Below are 16,952 nucleotides of genomic sequence, written 5' to 3'. Positions count from 1 at the left end.
TATTACCCCCAAATAATTTAATAAAATTTAATGGAAAAATCGTGACATATCCCCTTGCCTGAGTGACGAACGATTAAATCTTCCAGCTTGCTGCAATTCATGTCTAAGGAGATTTCGCAGTTGTTCGTCGGTTAATTCCTGTTTGGCTTTCTCAGCTTGCGCTTGAATACCGGTAGCCTGTTGGTCCTTGATTAGGAATAGCTGTTTAATACCAGCCATATTTACTCCTTGATCAATAAGATCCTTAATTTCTAATAGACTATCAATATCATTTAAACTAAATAGTCTTCTATTCCCATCAGTTCTTGCTGGAGAAATCAATTGATGCTCTTCATAGTATCGGATTTGTCTAGCTGTTAATTCTGTTAGCTGCATGACCGTTCCGATTGGGAATAGTGGCATTGAGCGGCGTATTTCTTTTCCACTCATTGTATTTCTCCTCTCTTTTTTCTAATTTATATTGCTATTATATTGCGTGTTAGAAAAGATGTCAATCTTATGTTAGGTTTCCTAACATGGTTTTTTACACATAAAAAAGGACAACTTCTTAGAGTTATCCTTTGTAAATTTCTTCAGTTTAATTCAATCAAATCTTTTTCAATTAAAGAATCGACCGCAATACAAACGGCCATTTTTACATGAGAATAGGTTAAGCCGCCTTGAACATAGGCAACGTAAGGAGGTCGAATTGGTCCATCTGCTGTCAGTTCAATACTTGCACCCTGAATAAACGTTCCAGCCGCCATAATCACATCATCCTCGTAACCTGGCATATAAGCTGGGTACGCTGTCACATGTGAATTAATTGGTGAAGCAAACTGAATGGCTTGGCAGAAAGCAATCATTTTGTCCTTGTCATCAAATTGCACGGATTGAATTAAATCCGTTCTATTTGAATCCCATTTAGGGGAAGAATTCATTCCTAGCCTTTCAAGAAGTGCAGCGGTAAAAACGGCACCTTTTAACGCCTGCCCCACTACATGCGGCGCCAAAAAGAAACCTTGATACATTTCTTGAAGACTGTATAGGGAAGCGCCAGCCTCCGCCCCGATCCCTGGTGATGTCATTCGATAAGAACAGGCTTCAACATATTGTTTTTTCCCGACAATGTATCCACCAGTTTTCGTGATGCCGCCTCCAGGATTCTTAATCAAAGAACCTGCCATTAAATCTGCTCCTACATGGCAGGGTTCGATTTCCTCAACGAATTCCCCATAACAGTTATCGACAAAAACGATAACATCCTCTTTTATTTCCTTTACAAATGAAATCATTTCTTTGATTTGTGCCACGGTAAAAGAGGGGCGATTTGCATACCCTTTTGAACGTTGAATTCCTATCATTTTCGTATTGCTTTTAATTTTGGAGGCAACCGCATTCCAATCAATTGTTCCTTCATCTGTTAGTGCTGCACTATCATAAGAAATCCCAAATTCCTTTAAAGAACCAACACCGTTCCCACGGATCCCAACTATTTCTTCAAGGGTATCGTATGGCTTTCCTGTTATATACAATAGTTCATCCCCAGGCCGAAGAATCCCAAATAAAGCGATGGAAATAGCATGGGTTCCAGAGATAATTTGCGGACGAACAAGACCTGCCTCCGCTCCAAAAACATCTGCATAAATCAGTTCTAATGTATCTCTGCCGATATCATCATATCCATATCCTGTAGTTGGAATAAAGTGAGAATCACTTACTCTGTGTTTTTGATAGCTCTTTAGTACACGAAATTGATTATTCTCGATCCTTTCCTCTATTCCTTTATGTACCTCTAAAATCTGTTGTTCTACATTTCTTACAATTTGTTGAAGCTTTTCCCCATTTTTTAACTCTTGAAACATGCTGTTACTCCATTCTCTTTTTGTATTTCTGTAATTGTCCGGAAACTTGATGATCAGGAAGAGAAAAGCCTCGGCATTGATAAAGCTCTTTTTCCTCATCAAAGACCAGTTCTCTTACAATTGTCTCATTTTTTAATTGTGAAAGCAGCTTCCCTTCTGTTGAAGGTATACTAACCTGGTATTGATCCATCATTTCAATAATTACTTTTTCGATTTTTCTTTTCAGTTCATTTCGGTCCTCTTTGTCATAGGCACTGATAAATATTAGAGGAGTGTTTGTTGTTGGTACAAAGTCAGGGTGCTTAATGTCCCTCTTATTATAGACGGTTATCTGTGGAATGTCCTTAACTTCCAAGTCCTCAAGAAGCTTATTCACTGTTTTTTCATGCTGAAAATAGTCCGGATTTGACATATCCACTACATGTAAAAGCAGGTCCGCTTCTTTAACCTCTTCAAGAGTCGAACGGAAAGCTGCAATCAATGCGGTTGGAAGGTCTTGAATGAACCCAACTGTATCTGTGATTAAGGTTTGAAATCCACTTGGCAAAATCAGCTTTCTTGTCATAGGATCTAATGTAGCAAATAATTGATTTTCCTCAAACGAATCCGCTTCAGACATGCGATTAAATAGTGTCGATTTGCCCGCATTTGTATAGCCGACAATAGCGATTTGAAATGTTTTGTTTTTCTTTCTTCTCTCACGGTACCGTTCGCGGTGCTGCACAATTACAGCAAGCTGACTCTTAATTTCGTCGATTCTCCGGCGAATATGACGGCGGTCTGACTCAAGCTTTGTTTCCCCAGGTCCTCTTGTCCCAATACCTGCACCTAATCTTGATAATGCTGTACCCTGCCCGGCAAGACGAGGAAGTAAATAATGAAGCTGCGCTAGTTCAACCTGGAGTTTCCCTTCTTTGGACCTTGCTCTTTGTGCAAAGATATCTAAGATTAGCTGTGTTCGGTCAATAATTCGTGCATTTAACTCAGAAGAAAGATTTCGTTTTTGACTCGGAGAAAGTTCATCGTTAAAAATGACTAAATCTGCTTCTGTCTCATCAACTAGTGTCTTAAGTTCTTCTACTTTTCCTTTACCTATATACAGTGCTGAGTGGATACGCTCTCTTTTTTGAACAACAGTCATAAGAACTTCGCCTTTAGCTGTTTGGGTTAAGGCAGCAAGCTCTTCAATAGAATATTGAAACCTGTTATCATCCATTGTTTGCGTTTGGCAGCCAACTAAGATTGCTTTTTCTAAGCTCACTTCTTGTTCCATACCAACACCTGCTTTCATGAATTTTCTTTCACCATCATACCAAAAAAGCTGGTAATACCCTAATTTTTGAAAATTTATGTTGATAATTTATACCTCCGTGTTAAAATCATATTGTTTGCTGAAAATTTAAAAATAAATGTAAATCACTTCGAGGAGAAACAGAACAAAATGACATGGGATGTTTTAAGTATTATTGGTACAATTGCTTTTGCCGTTAGTGGTGCTATAGTCGCTATGGAAGAAGAATATGATATTTTAGGTGTTTATATTCTAGGGGTTGTCACTGCATTTGGCGGGGGTGCGATACGGAATCTATTAATTGGGGTCCCCGTCTCTGCTTTATGGGAACAGGGTCTGTTTTTCCAATTCGCCTTACTATCGATCACAGCAGTAATTTTGTTTCCAGCTAATTTGTTACGCCATTGGCAAAGATGGGGGAACTTCTTTGATGCCATCGGCTTGTCTGCATTTGCCATTCAAGGCGCTATTTACGCAGCGAATATGGACCATCCGATAAGTGCAGTCATTGTAGCGGCTGTGTTAACGGGAATTGGCGGAGGTATTATTCGCGATCTACTCGCAGGCAGAAAACCTATTGTCTTACGAGCAGAAATTTATGCAGTTTGGGCCATTCTAGCCGGACTAATCATTGGATTGAAAATTCCTGATAGCCCTTGGGAGTTTTATATATTATTTATTATCATTACGGCACTGCGGGTACTTTCCTACACCTTTGATTGGAAACTGCCATCAAGAAGACTCGGTGCACATTAATAAATCGGCGGGAAATAGTCCGCCGATTTTTTATGCTTATGTGTCTTCCTCGAAGATTAAATCATTGCTTCGAAGAGTCATTAATTCGTGTTTGTCGAAGCTATTCTGCAGCAAAAGCCGCATAGCCTGAGCACGAATGGATTTTTCAATAATATTCCGAACATAACGGCCATTAGAAAAACTATTTGGATTGAGAACGGATTTTACCCAAATTAAATGATCCTTTAATTTTTTCTCCGCTTCATGACTTAAGCTATATTCTCTCTCTTCCAACATCCGAGCTGAAATTTCCATCAATTGATCAATTGAATAATTGGGAAAATCAATAACCAATGGAAAACGGGAATGCAGCCCCGGATTTAAGGTTAAGAAATAATCCATCTCTCGAGAATACCCAGCCAATATAAGAATAAATTCGTGCTGTTTGTCTTCCATATGCTTAACCAGCGTATCAATCGCTTCTTTTCCGAAATCCTTTTCTCCGCCGCGGCCAAGTGAATAAGCCTCATCAATGAACAGTATTCCACCCTGTGCTTTTTTAATTAAGTCCCGTGTCTTTTGAGCAGTATGACCAATATACTCTCCAACAAGGTCTGCTCGTTCTGCCTCAATTAAGTGTCCTTTTGAAAGTACATTCATTTTTAAGAAGAGCTTGCCAATTAATCGGGCAACGGTTGTTTTTCCGGTTCCAGGATTTCCTTTAAACATCATATGAAGGGCTTGTTTTCTTGCCTTCATCCCTGCTTCTTCCCGTTTTTTATTCACGAATATCCAAGCATAAATTTCTTTTATCATTCGTTTCATTTCTTCCATACCCACTAATGCCCCGAGCTCGTCTTCGATTTCTTTTAATGCCGCGTGCTCCGGGGGAATAACCTTTGGAACAACTTGAGGAACAGGGAGCTCTTTCGTTAATGACTTTCTCTTTTGGGAGTTGAGCGAAACCGTTATTTGTCCATTACTCTTCATGCGAATCGGTTGGTCCAAAGCCTTCACCTCTCATTCAATAAAGCAATACTCCTTCATTTATGTGTATTCATCCAATTAGCTTTTCATTATAAAAATAAAAAAGAGCCCCGTATATTTCATGGGCTCAAGTCTGGTAAAGATTATTGTGCATCTAAGTCAAGCTGAACATTTCTTTGCGGTGCAAATGTTGAAATGGCATGCTTGTAAACCAACTGCTGTTTTCCTTCTGATTCAAAAAGGACTGTAAAATTATCAAAGCCTTTAATTTGGCCTCTCAATTGGAATCCATTTAATAAGAAAACCGTAACATGGGTATTATCCTTGCGGCACTGATTTAAAAATTGGTCCTGAATGTTGATAGTGGTTTTCATTTGTATATCCTCCTCTTTTATCTCTACTAATATGTATTCGATTTTACTTGTAGCTTTCCTTCAATGTAACATGAAATTTCAGTTATTTTTTTTGACAATTCTGAGACATTTGTCATATTAAACCATTCTACATCCATTTTATTACGAAACCAAGTTAGTTGCCTTTTGGCATACCGCCTTGAATTTTGTTTTAAATTTTCAATGGCATCTTGATAACTAACCTTACCATCTAAATAATCATAGATTTCTTTGTAGCCAATTGCTTGAATGGATTGACAATCTCTGAATCCCTGTTTGTGCAGCTCTGAGACTTCTTCTAGAAGCCCTTCGGATATCATCATGTCCACTCGAATGTTAATCCGTTCATAAAGCTTTTCCCTATCCATGGTCAAACCGATGATGGCTGTTTCGTAGAGAAGATCTGGCTCTTGATTCATTTGATGTTCACTCATAATCTTACCAGTACAATGATAAATTTCAAGTGCCCTAATAACTCTTCTCACATTATTTGGATGTATTTGACTTGCACTTTCAGGGTCAATTTTCTCTAATTCACAGTGAAGCGCCTCATTTCCAATTTCTTTTGCCCTCTGTTCAAGCTGCAAACGATATGCCTCATCGCCAGCTGCATCTGAAAACTGATAATCATAAATGACGGCTTGAATATAAAGTCCCGTCCCGCCTGCGATGATAGGAAGCTTCCCTCTCGAGGTAATTTCAGATATTTTCGCTCGAACAAGCTGTTGGAATTCTGCTGCTGAAAAACTTTCATCCGGCTCTTTAATATCAATTAAATGGTGGGGAACCCCCTCCATTTCCTCGGATTTTATTTTAGCAGTTCCGATATCCATACCTCTATAAATCTGCATGGAATCGCCGCTGATAATTTCGCCATTATAACGTTTAGCCAGTTCTATGCTTAACTTTGTTTTTCCAACTGCTGTTGGACCAATAATGACTAATAGCTTCTGTTTTGGATCCAATATTTTCACACTGCCCTTTTTTCTTTATTTACGTGATGGCAAAGAACCATGTCACACTAACATCCTAACATATATTTTAAAAGCAGTTGAACATCAAATAAGTATAATCAAAAAATATGTTTTATATGCATCCTTTTGCCAAGGATTTTTAATTTATTACATTTAAGACAAACTAATAAATTTACTTTACAACTTTACATTCCTATAACGATTCATTTACAAACAAGGTTTTACCCCCAAGTTCGTGGTAGTCTTAATCGTAGCTTATTTTGTAGAAAGATGACTAGTCAAATGACTAATTGTCGAAAAATAGGGAAATTAGGTGAAGATGATGTTATCAAACTTTGAAATTGGAATCGATTTAGGAACAGCTAATATATTAGTCTATAGTAAAAATAAAGGAATCGCTGTAAACGAACCTTCAGTGGTTGCGATTGATACTGATACAAAAAAGCTTGTCGCTTTTGGTACAGAAGCGAAAGAAATGATCGGAAAAACGCCTGAGAAAATAATTGCTGTCAGGCCCTTAAAAGAAGGGGTCATTGCCGATTATGATTTAACAACCGAACTTCTGAAGCATATCATGCGAAAAGCTTCTAAATCCGTCGGCTTTGCCATTCGCAAGCCGAATGTTGTAATCTGTACACCATCCGGTTCAACAAGTGTAGAAAGAAGAGCGATTCAAGATGCTGTGAGAAATGCAGGTGCAAAAAAAATCCAGTTAATTGAAGAACCAGTAGCAGCTGCAATTGGTGCTGGAATGCCTGTTGATGAGCCGGTAGCCAATGTGGTTGTTGATATTGGCGGCGGGAATACAGAGGTAGCGATTATATCGTTCGGCGGAGTTGTATCCTGCCATTCAATTAAAATTGGCGGAGACCGTCTCGATGAGGAAATCATTCAACATGTCCGAAAGGAATATAATGTCTTGATTGGTGACCGAACAGCTGAAAATGTCAAAATGGAAATTGGGTATGCACTCGTCGATCACGAAGAATTGACTATGGAAGTTCGAGGCCGTGACCTTGTGACTGGGCTGCCAAAGACAGTTACCCTATCATCCTATGAAATTAGAAATGCCTTGAAAGAATCGTTATCTCATATTTTAGAAGCGATTCGAGCAACCCTTGAGGACTGCCCAGCAGAACTAAGCGGCGACATTGTGGACCGTGGTGTGATCCTTACAGGCGGCGGAGCTTTAATGAAGGGTATGGAAGAATGGCTGAGCAAGGAGATCTTTGTTCCTGTACAGTTAGCTAGCAACCCGCTTGAATCCGTGGCAATCGGAACGGGACAAGCTCTGAAATATATGCATAAGCTGCCTGCTGCGGTGAAATAGATAGAAAAAAAGAGTGCGTGAGTGCACTCTTTTTGCTATTTTTTTTTTTTTTCAGTATCGCAGGGCCGACTGCATTGACCCCAAACGCACTCGCTATATTTACGCCATGTCTATATATCACTCTGACGTTTTCGCATATTATTAAAATAAAGGAAAATCGGAAGCGGTATAACAATAAAGCCTAAACTCTTAATAATTTGATTTTTGGCATTCTCCCTCGTACGATTCTTATCATCCTTTATCATTTGATCATATCTATCACGAATTTCAGCATCTGTTAAGCTTTTACTCTCCTCAGTTGGAACTTTCTGATCATGGTAAACCTGCTTAAAATCTTCGAAGTTTTGATAATAACCTGGCGGACTAACTAAATCGGCTGCCGCCATAAAAATTGATATTCCTCCGCCGATCACCATCATAAGTGTCGCAAACAAGACTAAATACGTATAAAGATGACGTATCACTGCTTCATCCCCCATTTCTTTGTTTTTCACAGCGTAAACGATTACAAAAATAATAATTACAATTGGTAAAATAGTACTTAAGAGGGCAAAAATTGCCACGTCCCCACCTCCTTATAAATCTCCCTTATAGTGTAATTTTACACTATAATTCATACAAATATAAGTACTTTTTCGTAAAATCAATAAAAAGAGTGCATAAAATTATTTATCCCGTTATTGTTACCGAAAATTTGGCTTGCCAGCTTTTTGGGGCACAATTCCACCTTGATTGTTACCGAAAATTTGCATCGCCAACACTTTAGGGCACAATACCAGCTCGATTGTTCCCGAAATTTTGACTCGCACTCTTTTTGGGGCACAATCCCACCTTGATTGTTACTGAAAATTTGCATCGCCATCACTTTAGGGCACAATACTAGCTCGATTGTTACCGAAAAGTCGTCTTCCCAGTATTTTTGGGCACAATTGCTCTTCAAACTGAAAGGCTCGAAGGTTGATCCCTATAAAAAAAGGCACGTAAAAGAATTTACGTACCCTTTAAATCTATAGATATTCTAAGAAGGTTACTACATTACTCGTTTAAACATTTTCTCCATCTCGTAGGACGAATAATGGACAATGATTGGTCTTCCGTGTGGACAGGTAAACGGATCTGAAGCTTTTCTTAAATCATCGAGTAATGCTTGGATCTCATCATTACGTAAATGACGGTTTGCTTTAATGGAAGCCTTACAGCTCATCATAATCGCTGCTTCTTCACGAAGTTTTTTAATATCAACCTTTTTCATCATTAACAGCTGTTCAATCATTTCTTCGATAAGTTGTTTTTCTTCCCCTTTAGGAAACCACTGTGGATGCGAGCGTACAATATAGCTGTTCATTCCGAATTCCTCAAGGAAGACACCAACCTTTTCGAGTTCATGACGGTTTTCATTAATTTTCAAATATTCATCAGTGGAATAATCTAGTGTGATTGGAACAAGTAGTTCCTGTAGCTCAGCATGAACCTGACCCACTTTTTCACGGAAATACTCATACTTCAATCGTTCCTGTGCCGCATGCTGATCAATAATATATAATCCATTTTCATTTTGAGCAAAGATATACGTACCGTGCATTTGACCAATTGGATATAACCTTGGAATCCGGCTTTCACTTTGGTTAGTTTCCACCAAAGGTTCTGTGTCTGTATCCACTTCTGGTTCAATCAGGTCCATCTTTTGAGGTGTGTCTTCCCAAATATTTGGTGCGACACGCTCTACCTTCTCTTCTATAGGAATCCGCGGCTCTACCTTAACCTCAAGAGGTGGTGCAAATTCCTTGATAGCGTTAGAGACAACTGGGCGATCCCATTTTAAACCATCACTCTTTGGAACAGGGTTTGTTCTTTCATCTAGAATCAAGGTCGTTTGCTCAGACTTGGGCTGCTCTTTCTTCACTTGGGTATAAGCCGTAGGAATTAATACTTTAGATTTAAAAGCATTTTTGATTATATTCGTAACCAATTCATTCAGTTCTGCTTCTTTACTGATCCGAACCTCCATTTTAGAAGGATGGACATTGACATCTACTAATAAAGGATCCATCTCAATATTGAGAAGAACAATCGGAAACCTGCCGATTGGAAGCAAAGTATGATATCCTTCCTGAATCGCCTTAGCTAATGGGTAGTTTTTGATAAAACGGCCATTGATCATTGTAGAAATATAGTTTCTTGATGCTCTAGTTACTTCAGGCATAGAGGCAAAGCCGCTAATCTTGTAATCAAGCGATTCCCCAGATATCGGCACTAGCTGTTTGGCAATCGCCATTCCATAGATGGAGGCCAGCACTTGGCGGACATCACCATTTCCATTCGTTTGCAAAAGCTTTCGCTCGTTGTGAATTAAGCGGAAGGCAACCTCAGGATGTGAAAGTGCCAGTCGATTCACCACATCGGTAATATTACCAAGCTCTGTATGAATGGTTTTCATATACTTTAAGCGTGCTGGCGTGTTATAAAACAAATCGGTAATCGTTAGGTCCGTTCCACGTCTGCTCGAAGCTTTTTCAAAAACTTCAACCTTGCCGCCTTCAATGACCACCCGATTTCCTGCGCCCTCACCCGTAGAGGTTTTCATCTCCAGCCTTGAAACGGATGCGATACTTGGCAGAGCTTCCCCGCGAAAACCGAGAGTCTTGATCCGAAACAAGTCATTTTCATTCTTAATTTTACTAGTGGCATGACGTTGGAAGGCAAGTAAGACGTCTTCTTCTTCAATTCCATTGCCATTATCCGTGATTCGGATTTTCTGAAGCCCGGCTTCTTCCACTTCAATTTCAATTACCGTACTGCCAGCGTCTATTGCATTCTCTACTAACTCTTTAACAACAGAAGCAGGACGTTCTACTACCTCTCCGGCTGCAATCTTATTGGATAGCGCATCATCAAGCTGAATAATCTTACCCATACGTGTCACCTCCTAGCTTTTTAACTTTTTTTGAAGCTCATACAACAGATTGATCGCTTGCAGTGGTGTGATATCTAGTAAATCAAGCTCCTTCATTTTATCAATTACTTTCTTTTCTTTCGAAGAAAGTTCTTGTTTCTTCGGTTCTTTTGGTTCATCAAAGAATGACAGCTGTGCTGGCTGCTCCTTTATCTCCTTCACAGGACTTTTAACAGCGATAGGCTGTACATCAGGTTTTTCAAGTGCTGACAATATTTCATTGGCACGATTAATTAGTTCCTTTGGAAGCTCAGCTAACTGTGCTACATGGATTCCGTAGCTCTTATCCGTAGGTCCTTCTTTTATTTTATGAAGGAAAACAAGCTTCCCATTGTGTTCAATTGCACTTACATGGATGTTCTTTAATTTCTCAAGTTCGTTTTCCAGCACGGTTAATTCATGATAATGAGTTGAAAACAATGTTTTCGCACCAATATGTTTATGAATGTATTCAATTATCGCCTGCGCGAGTGCCATACCATCATAGGTGGAGGTTCCACGGCCAATTTCATCAAATAATATGAGACTGTTCTGGGTTGCATTGGTCAGTGCATTTCTAGCTTCTAGCATCTCAACCATAAAGGTACTTTGACCCGATATCAAATCATCCGCTGCTCCAATTCTTGTAAATACCTGGTCAAAGATTGGCAGAACAGCTTCATCAGCTGGTACATAGCATCCGATTTGAGCTAATATGGCGGTTAACGCTATTTGACGCATATACGTACTTTTACCGCTCATGTTGGGACCCGTAATAAGCAGAACTTCCCGATCATCATCCATAAAGCAGTCATTTGCTACATATTCCTGTGCATTGAGCACTTTTTCAACTACAGGATGTCTGCCTTCCTTTAGGACTACCTTTCCTTCTGTTGAAAACTTCGGTTTGACATAGCGGCGCTCTTCGCTCACCTGTGCAAAGCATTGGAGAACGTCCAGCTCACTAACCGCTTTAGCTGCAGCCTGGAGGCGCGGTATATGTTCTTTAACAATCTCGCGAATTTCAGCAAAAAGCTCATATTCAAGTTCGCCGCTTTTTTCTTCAGCTTGTAAAATTAACGCCTCTTTTTCTTTTAATTCTGGGGTAATAAAGCGTTCCGCATTTGAAAGCGTCTGTTTTCTTTCATATTGCCCTTCAGCTAAAAGATGCAGATTTGCTCTGGTTACTTCTATATAATAGCCAAATACACGGTTATAGCCGATTTTTAGTGATTTAATCCCAGTCTTTTCCCGCTCTTCACGCTCAAGCTGTGCAATCCACGTTTTTCCGTTACGGCTTGCGAAACGATATTGATCGAGCTGTTCGTTGTAGCCGTCGCGAATCATGTTCCCTTCTTTTAAAGAAAGCGGCGGATTTTCAACAATAGCTTGTTCTAAAAGGTCGGTTACTTCTTCACATGGATCAAGTGATTCCGCAATTTTATTTACCTCTTCATGACCCATACCAAAGAGAATTTGTTTCAGGAAAGGAATCTGCATTAATGACCGTTTTAATTGCACAAGGTCACGGGCATTGACATTTCCAAAAGCAACCCGGCCAGCGAGCCGCTCTAAATCATATACTTCTGTCAGCTTTTCACGAAGCTCTTGACGTTCGAAATATTGGTTCATAAGCACTTCAACGATAGTTTGACGGTGCTCAATTTCATTGCGGGAAATTAGCGGACGGTCAATCCAGGTTTTCAGCGTTCTGCCGCCCATAGCCGTCATCGTTTCATCAAGAAGCCAAAGCAGAGAGCCTTTCTTCCCTTTGGAACGAATGGTTTCCGTTAGTTCAAGATTCCGTTTAGAGTAGTAATCAATTTTCATATATTGATGGATTTGATAGGTCGTCACCGGCTGAAGATGATCAAGACTTCTCTTTTGGGAACGATATAAATAATGAAACAGCCTTGCTGCACTTTGTTTCAATTTATCTTGATTAAGATTGTCTAGCAGATGTGAAAAGTTCATTTCTACTGAACTATTATCTTCGAATGAAATGGCGAGCACATCACGTTCGCGCATTTTCTTTTGCAATTCTCCGTCAAAATCGGTTGCGACAACAACTTCCTTAGAACTTAAAACGGCTAGTTCGTTTAACACTTCATCAAAGTTGGATGAGAGTTGAGTTACCTTACTTTCACCAGTTGAAAGATCGGTATAAGCAAATCCAAATGTGCCATCGTCAAAACAAGAAATCGAGGAAATGTAGTTATTTTCTTTATCCGATAATGACTTCCCTTCCATTACAGTTCCAGGGGTAATCAGTTGAACAACTTCCCGTCTAACCATGCCTTTTGTTAATTTTGCGTCTTCCATTTGCTCGCAAATCGCCACTTTGTAGCCTTTTGAAATAAGCTGTTCAATATAGTTAGGGGCAGAATGATAAGGAACCCCGCACATCGGAATTCGGTCCTCACTGCCGCCTTCACGGCTTGTTAAAGTAATCTCTAATTCTTGCGATGCTTTGATTGCATCATCAAAGAACATTTCATAAAAATCGCCTAAGCGAAAAAATAAAAAGGCATCTTGATAATCTGCCTTAATCGTTAAGTATTGTTGTATCATCGGCGTGTACCCAGCCATAATGACCTCCACTATTTTAATCATTTCGAGTATCTTCGACAAACTATTATATCATAAATCGGTTAGACTTAGATTAGGTAGAAATTTCTTTATACTTATTTTGGTCGGAGATGTACCTTGTCTGCATATAAATAAAAAGTAACAAAGAAAAAAGGTGGTCATAGAATGGGATTGTTTGGCGGCAATAATAGTGATTATATTTTTGAAATGTTTTCAATCAGCCATTTTATCATCATCGCAATTCTTTTTATTGGTTCATACTTTATTTTTTTCCATCGAGAGACATTGAAGGATGAAAAATGGAGAAAAACTGAGGTAGCTGTTGCGTTATCATTAATAGTTATAGAAGTTAGTTACCATATTTGGCTGTATACAAATGAAATGTGGGATGTAAGCCACTCCATTCCCTTAGATTTGTGCAGTATCAGCTTAATTCTGTCAGCGTTATTATTGCTTACTAGGAAAAAATTGATTTATGAAATCTTATTATTTACAGCACTGCTGGGAGCAACACAAGCCATATTCACACCATTGCTGACCTTCAACTTCCCACATTTCCGCTTTTTCCATTTCTTTTATACACATTTAATGATCATTTGGGTGGTCTTTTATTACACATGGGTAAAAGGTTACCAGCCCACCATCCTGTCAGTAGTCAAAATGTTTGTCTTTTTAAATCTTTTATTGCCTATCATTATGTTCATTAATACACTTGTAGATGGAAATTATATGTTTTTAAGCCATAAGCCGAGCACCCCTAGTCTTTTGGATATACTCGGTCCGTATCCCTGGTATATCGTTTCAATGGAATTTTTATTAATCGTGCTCAGCCTAATCGTTTGGTTAATTTTTCGAAAGAGAACCAGCAGCCGCCGTTAATAGTAATAAATTATTGACCTTTTCGCAGTAACTATTTATAATTATAAACGTTGAACAAAAAGTGTCCCGATAGCTCAGCAGGATAGAGCAACAGTTTCCTAAACTGTAGGTCGGAGGTTCGAATCCTCTTCGGGACGTAGAAAAAAGCCTTGATCCTTCAAGGCTTTTTATTTTTGTTAAAAAATCAAATAAAGAAAACGCCTGACGATGATTAGTCAGGCGTTACTATTATCCCTTTATTTGAAAATTGCCCTTAAGCTTTCTTCTTGGCTGAACCTTAAAAGCATTTCGGACAACTCCAAAATAAATCAATAAAGCAATAAAGCTAGTTGCAAACATAATAACCCCCATTGGAATGGCTGAATACTCTCCTGCTATTCCAACAAGCGGAGCTGTTAAAGACCCAAGAACAAATGGTAATAGCCCTAAAAGCGCCGAGGCACTTCCTGCGATATGGCCTTGTTTCTCCATAGCTAACGTGAACGAAGTTGAAGAAATGACGGCTAATGATGCAATAAACAAGAATATAGGAATGGCAACGGCAATTAGCGGCGCCTTCAACAGTAGTGCTGTTAGTAACACAGCACCCGCTATATTTGCCGTAAATAACCCGATCTTTAAGAACGTCGTTTCAGATATAAAATCTGCTAATCTTCCAACCAATTGACTTCCAATAATCAGCGCAACACCATTGACACCAAATAATAGGCTGAATACTTGAGGAGTGACACCGTAAATATTTTGATAAACAAACGGAATACCTGAAACATAAGCAAAGATCCCTGCAACGATTAATCCTTGAGTAAAGGCATACCCTGTAAACTCTCTATCCCTGAACAAGGAACCAAAATTCCTTACAACCTGTGAGAAATTACCAGATACACGTTTTTCCTCGGGTAAGGTTTCTTCCAGTTTCCATGAAACTATTAAAACTAATAAAATTCCTATACACGATAAAACTAGAAAAACTCCTGACCAGTCTGTAAACGTCAGGATGATGGCTCCGGCAATCGGTGCCACAATCGGTCCAAGATTACCCACTAACATTAATAAAGAAAAAAACTTAGTCAGCTCTCTCCCACTGTAGAGATCGCGAACGATTGCCCTAGAAATAACAAGACCGCCTGCTGCCGCAAAGCCTTGTATGAAACGAGCACCAATAAAAGTGTAAATATTGGGTGCAAATGCACAAATTACCGAAGCGATTAAATACAAAAAGAGGAAAGTCCTTAGCGGTTTCCGTCGCCCTTGCACATCGCTCATCGGTCCAATAACTAATTGACCCACTCCTAATCCGAGCAGGCATGTCGTTAAACTAACCTGAACGAGAGATGCAGTTGTATCATAATCTTTCACAATTGTAGGAAATGAAGGCAAATACGTATCAATTGTAAATGGACCTAAAAGGCCGAGTGAGCCTAATAATAAAGCAAGTTGTAATCGTTTCGCGCCTGTTAGAGTATTCAACTATTACTCTCCTTTCTATAAAACCATTGATGTATTATATTTTTTAAAAAGTTTAGCAACATTTAAAAAAGCAATTAGTAAATAACTGGTTTAAAAAACGCAACATGCATACAAAAATAGCACAGGACAAATTACTTCGTCAAGCGAAATATTTATATTAGAAACAAACACAGCAAGAACCCATAATTATCTTATGGGTTCTTAAAACAGCCTATTTCAGTTTTCCAGTCCCCGCCTTCGCTTTTACCAGTGCTGGAACTGCCTGTGTTGGATCAATTTTTGTAAATAATGATGGTTCCCAGCCAACATTTTCATTTAACTGGACAGTATGTGTTTGATTAAAAGCTTTGACTAAATCCACTTCATTCGCAGAGCTTTTTCCATTTACAAAAGAACCGCTTTCATAGATAGAAGTTCCCTTCCAATCCTGAATTATTTCTCCCGGATCAACATCATAATTAAAATCAAAATAATTATTCTCTGCATAAATTTTTGAGTTCACGCCAACGCCTAGAGCATAATCAAACTTATAATCTGAGTCTTTATTAAACTCATAATAATTGTTGTATACATGTACCTGTCCATAACGGACCCTTGGCAGCCGCTGTGTTACGTTTTTGTAATAGTTATGGTGAATCGTGACTTTTAAGTGCCCCTCGTCGGTCTTTTTACTGTCACTGGAGCCGATGAGTGAGGTCTTGTCATGGTCCTCTAGCACATTGTAAGAAATCGTTACATAATCAGCGCCATTCGTCACATCAAGCAATCCGTCATGCTGCTGGAACGTCCTGCCAAAAACTTTTCCAAAATCCTCATCATGGTGTTCTCCATCCGTAAACTTGTTATGATCAATCCAGACATTGTGCGAGTTATTCGTTACCGTGACATTGTCATATTCTGAGTTCCATTCACCAAACTCGCCGTCTGTCGGATCCCATTGCGGAAAGAAATCAACAGGTGCTTCAAATTCGATATTACGGATAATGATATTTTCCACTCCGCTCATAATAAAGCTGCCGCCGATAATTTTGGCGTCATCACCAAGTCCAATAATAGATGTGTTTGAGCCAATATTAACAACGATTTGCTGTTTTTGGTTTTGAGCAGAGCGGGCCCTTGCATCCTCCAACGGACCGGACACTTCGTTTTCATGACCCCATACCTCAGGTTTATATGCCTCAAGGTAGGCGGCAAAATTATATGCTGGATCTGCATAAAAACCAGGTCCAACTGGGTTATTATTCGTATCTACATTAAAGTCGATCGTACCTTTAACATAAATAATTTTAGGAGTGTGATCCTTGCCGTTGCCAAGAGCTTTAAGAAGCTCGGCTTTATTAGTTACGGTGAACACATGGCTGGCATCAGCGGCTGCTCCTCCTGTTGTTCCGTTTCCATAAGCTGCCCATCCATCCTTTGGTGCCAGGACTTCACTTCCTAAATCAGACGAAGCTGATGAAACCGAGGCAATCCCCATTGATAACAAAGAGACTGCTAAAAGGCTGCTAAATGTTTTATTCACTCAGAACACT

Annotated in this window: 14 protein-coding genes and 1 tRNA gene; 4 read left to right on the top strand and 11 right to left on the bottom strand. The window is 39.2% G+C overall.

All coding sequences use genetic code 11. The annotated features are described in order from the left end of the window. Positions 1-27 precede the first annotated feature (27 nt). From SFC47_RS03175 to hflX, 3 genes are all read right to left on the bottom strand, one after another. The gene (locus SFC47_RS03175) at positions 28-429 is read right to left on the bottom strand and encodes a MerR family transcriptional regulator (protein ID WP_411252796.1); all 402 of its coding nucleotides are present in this window, start codon (positions 427-429) and stop codon (positions 28-30) included. A gap of 143 nt (positions 430-572) precedes the next feature. Next, positions 573-1,844 carry a methionine gamma-lyase family protein gene (locus SFC47_RS03170; RefSeq protein WP_411252795.1) on the bottom strand — a complete coding sequence of 424 codons (1,272 nt, stop codon included), beginning with the start codon at positions 1,842-1,844 and terminating at the stop codon, positions 573-575. 4 nt (positions 1,845-1,848) lie between these two features. Beyond that, positions 1,849-3,117, bottom strand: coding sequence for a GTPase HflX (gene hflX / locus SFC47_RS03165; RefSeq protein ID WP_411252794.1), 1,269 nt, complete (start codon positions 3,115-3,117; stop codon positions 1,849-1,851). Between the two features lie 168 nt (positions 3,118-3,285). Between hflX and SFC47_RS03160 the strand changes: the two genes are divergently transcribed. Further along, the gene (locus tag SFC47_RS03160) at positions 3,286-3,891 is read left to right on the top strand and encodes a trimeric intracellular cation channel family protein (protein ID WP_411252793.1); all 606 of its coding nucleotides are present in this window, start codon (positions 3,286-3,288) and stop codon (positions 3,889-3,891) included. 36 nt (positions 3,892-3,927) lie between these two features. Here the strand turns inward: SFC47_RS03160 and spoVK are convergent, their stop codons facing one another. The 3 genes from spoVK to miaA form a co-directional block, all read right to left on the bottom strand. Further along, complete coding sequence (gene spoVK / locus SFC47_RS03155; protein WP_411252792.1) at positions 3,928-4,878, bottom strand: stage V sporulation protein K; 951 nt, start codon at positions 4,876-4,878, stop codon at positions 3,928-3,930. A gap of 122 nt (positions 4,879-5,000) precedes the next feature. Then, the gene (gene hfq / locus SFC47_RS03150; RefSeq protein ID WP_034672853.1) at positions 5,001-5,231 is read right to left on the bottom strand and encodes an RNA chaperone Hfq; all 231 of its coding nucleotides are present in this window, start codon (positions 5,229-5,231) and stop codon (positions 5,001-5,003) included. A 26-nt stretch (positions 5,232-5,257) separates the two neighbouring features. Continuing rightward, entirely contained in the window at positions 5,258-6,214 is a 957-nt protein-coding gene (miaA, locus tag SFC47_RS03145) for a tRNA (adenosine(37)-N6)-dimethylallyltransferase MiaA (protein ID WP_411252791.1), read from the bottom strand. 331 nt (positions 6,215-6,545) lie between these two features. On the opposite strand from miaA, the gene mreBH reads away from it, so the two are divergent. Then, positions 6,546-7,553, top strand: coding sequence for a rod-share determining protein MreBH (gene mreBH, locus SFC47_RS03140; protein ID WP_411253610.1), 1,008 nt, complete (start codon positions 6,546-6,548; stop codon positions 7,551-7,553). Between the two features lie 110 nt (positions 7,554-7,663). On the opposite strand, the gene SFC47_RS03135 is transcribed toward mreBH, so the two are convergent. The 3 genes from SFC47_RS03135 to mutS all read right to left on the bottom strand — a co-directional run bounded on the left by SFC47_RS03135 (position 7,664) and on the right by mutS (position 13,074). Then, the gene (locus SFC47_RS03135; protein ID WP_411252790.1) at positions 7,664-8,116 is read right to left on the bottom strand and encodes a hypothetical protein; all 453 of its coding nucleotides are present in this window, start codon (positions 8,114-8,116) and stop codon (positions 7,664-7,666) included. Positions 8,117-8,583: 467 nt separating this feature from the next. Beyond that, entirely contained in the window at positions 8,584-10,467 is a 1,884-nt protein-coding gene (gene mutL / locus SFC47_RS03130) for a DNA mismatch repair endonuclease MutL (RefSeq protein ID WP_411252789.1), read from the bottom strand. Positions 10,468-10,479: 12 nt separating this feature from the next. Beyond that, the gene (gene mutS / locus SFC47_RS03125) at positions 10,480-13,074 is read right to left on the bottom strand and encodes a DNA mismatch repair protein MutS (RefSeq protein ID WP_411252788.1); all 2,595 of its coding nucleotides are present in this window, start codon (positions 13,072-13,074) and stop codon (positions 10,480-10,482) included. 165 nt (positions 13,075-13,239) lie between these two features. On the opposite strand from mutS, the gene SFC47_RS03120 reads away from it, so the two are divergent. After that, a complete protein-coding gene (locus tag SFC47_RS03120; RefSeq protein ID WP_411252787.1) occupies positions 13,240-13,953 on the top strand; it encodes a YwaF family protein in 714 nt (237 codons plus the stop codon). Between the two features lie 63 nt (positions 13,954-14,016). Continuing rightward, positions 14,017-14,090: transfer RNA gene (locus SFC47_RS03115), tRNA-Arg, on the top strand. A 91-nt stretch (positions 14,091-14,181) separates the two neighbouring features. On the opposite strand, the gene SFC47_RS03110 is transcribed toward SFC47_RS03115, so the two are convergent. Both SFC47_RS03110 and SFC47_RS03105 read right to left on the bottom strand, forming a co-directional pair. Beyond that, on the bottom strand, positions 14,182-15,420 hold the full coding sequence (locus tag SFC47_RS03110) for a multidrug effflux MFS transporter (protein ID WP_411252786.1): 1,239 nt from the start codon (positions 15,418-15,420) through the stop codon (positions 14,182-14,184). A gap of 211 nt (positions 15,421-15,631) precedes the next feature. Continuing rightward, positions 15,632-16,942 (bottom strand): pectate lyase family protein, encoded by a 1,311-nt coding sequence (locus tag SFC47_RS03105; protein WP_411252785.1) that lies wholly within the window; start codon positions 16,940-16,942, stop codon positions 15,632-15,634. Between the last annotated feature and the right edge of the window lie 10 nt (positions 16,943-16,952).

This window comes from Neobacillus niacini, from assembly GCF_046591715.1.
Taxonomy (GTDB): Bacteria; Bacillota; Bacilli; order Bacillales; family Cytobacillaceae; genus Neobacillus; species Neobacillus niacini_L.
Note: the sequence above shows the minus strand (reverse complement) of the source record. Positions and strands in the feature narration are given on the sequence as shown.

What these genes read in the sequence shown, in the direction of transcription:
- SFC47_RS03175 (WP_411252796.1), bottom strand. Translation starts at nt 429, where the DNA reads ATGAGTGGAAAAGAAATACGCCGCTCAATGCCACTATTCCCAATCGGA.
- SFC47_RS03170 (WP_411252795.1), bottom strand. Translation starts at nt 1,844, where the DNA reads ATGTTTCAAGAGTTAAAAAATGGGGAAAAGCTTCAACAAATTGTAAGA.
- hflX (WP_411252794.1), bottom strand. Translation starts at nt 3,117, where the DNA reads ATGGAACAAGAAGTGAGCTTAGAAAAAGCAATCTTAGTTGGCTGCCAA.
- SFC47_RS03160 (WP_411252793.1), top strand. Translation starts at nt 3,286, where the DNA reads ATGACATGGGATGTTTTAAGTATTATTGGTACAATTGCTTTTGCCGTT.
- hfq (WP_034672853.1), bottom strand. Translation starts at nt 5,231, where the DNA reads ATGAAAACCACTATCAACATTCAGGACCAATTTTTAAATCAGTGCCGC.
- mreBH (WP_411253610.1), top strand. Translation starts at nt 6,546, where the DNA reads ATGTTATCAAACTTTGAAATTGGAATCGATTTAGGAACAGCTAATATA.
- mutL (WP_411252789.1), bottom strand. Translation starts at nt 10,467, where the DNA reads ATGGGTAAGATTATTCAGCTTGATGATGCGCTATCCAATAAGATTGCA.
- mutS (WP_411252788.1), bottom strand. Translation starts at nt 13,074, where the DNA reads ATGGCTGGGTACACGCCGATGATACAACAATACTTAACGATTAAGGCA.
- SFC47_RS03120 (WP_411252787.1), top strand. Translation starts at nt 13,240, where the DNA reads ATGGGATTGTTTGGCGGCAATAATAGTGATTATATTTTTGAAATGTTT.